At 69.8% G+C, this 1068-nt stretch carries 1 protein-coding gene; it reads right to left on the bottom strand.

The features are described from left to right. A partial coding sequence (locus tag GMA12_RS18140; RefSeq protein ID WP_162460050.1) for an inositol-3-phosphate synthase occupies positions 1–1067 on the bottom strand: 1067 nt, incomplete at its 3' end. Position 1068: the final 1 nt, after the last annotated feature.

Below are 1068 nucleotides of genomic sequence, written 5' to 3'. Positions count from 1 at the left end.
CGGATGAAGGCCTCGAGGTTGGCCCGGGCGGTGTCGTCGGCCTGCTGCTCGGGCGGGGACTTCATGAAGTACGCCGCCGCGGAGGTCAGCGGCCCGCCGATGCCGCGGTCCAGCCCGATCTTCGCCGCCCGGATCGCGTCGATGATCACCCCGGCCGAGTTCGGGGAGTCCCACACCTCCAGCTTGTACTCCAGGCTGATCGGGGCGTCGCCGAAGCCGTGGCCCTCCAGGCGCACGAAGGCGAACTTCCGGTCCTCCAGCCACGGCACGTGGTCGGAGGGGCCGATGTGCACGTCCTGGGTGCCGAACTCCCGCACCACGTTGGAGGTCACCGCCTGGGTCTTGGAGATCTTCTTGGACTCCAGCCGGGTGCGCTCGAGCATGTTCATGAAGTCCATGTTCCCGCCCACGTTGAGCTGATAGGTGCGGTCGAGCACGTAGCCGCGGTCCTCGAAGAGCTTCGCCAGCACCCGGTGGGTGATCGTCGCCCCGATCTGGGACTTGATGTCATCACCCACGATCGGCACCCCGGCGGCGGTGAACTTCTCCGCCCACTCCTCGGTGGAGGCGATGAACACCGGCAGGGCGTTGACGAAGGCCACCCCGGCCTCGAGCGCGGCCTGGGCGTAGAACCGGTCGGCGGCCTCCGAGCCCACCGGCAGGTAGGACACCAGCACGTCCACCTGCGCCTCCCGCAGCGCGGCGGCCACGTCCACCGGCTCGGCCTCCGACTCCTGGACCATGTCCCGGTAGTAGGCCCCCAGCCCGTCCAGGGTCGGCCCGCGCTGCACCGTCACCCCGGTGTGCGGGACGGCGGCGAAGGTCATGGTGTTGTTCTGCCCGGCGCTGATCGCCTCGCACAGATCGCGCCCCACCTTGGCGGCGTCGACGTCGAAGGCGGCCACGAACTGCACGTCGGAGACGTGGTAGTCGCCGAAGACCACGTGCATCAGCCCGGGCACGGAGGCGCCCGGGTCGGCGTCGGCGTAGAAGTGCACGCCCTGGATCAGGGACGAGGCGCAGTTGCCGACACCGGCCACGGCCACTCGGATCGGATGGTGGGACACG

It is taken from the genome of Kocuria sediminis (assembly GCF_009735315.1).
Taxonomy (GTDB): Bacteria; Actinomycetota; Actinomycetes; order Actinomycetales; family Micrococcaceae; genus Kocuria; species Kocuria turfanensis.
The sequence above is the reverse complement of the archived record's forward strand: the minus strand, read 5'-3'. Positions and strand labels throughout refer to the sequence as shown.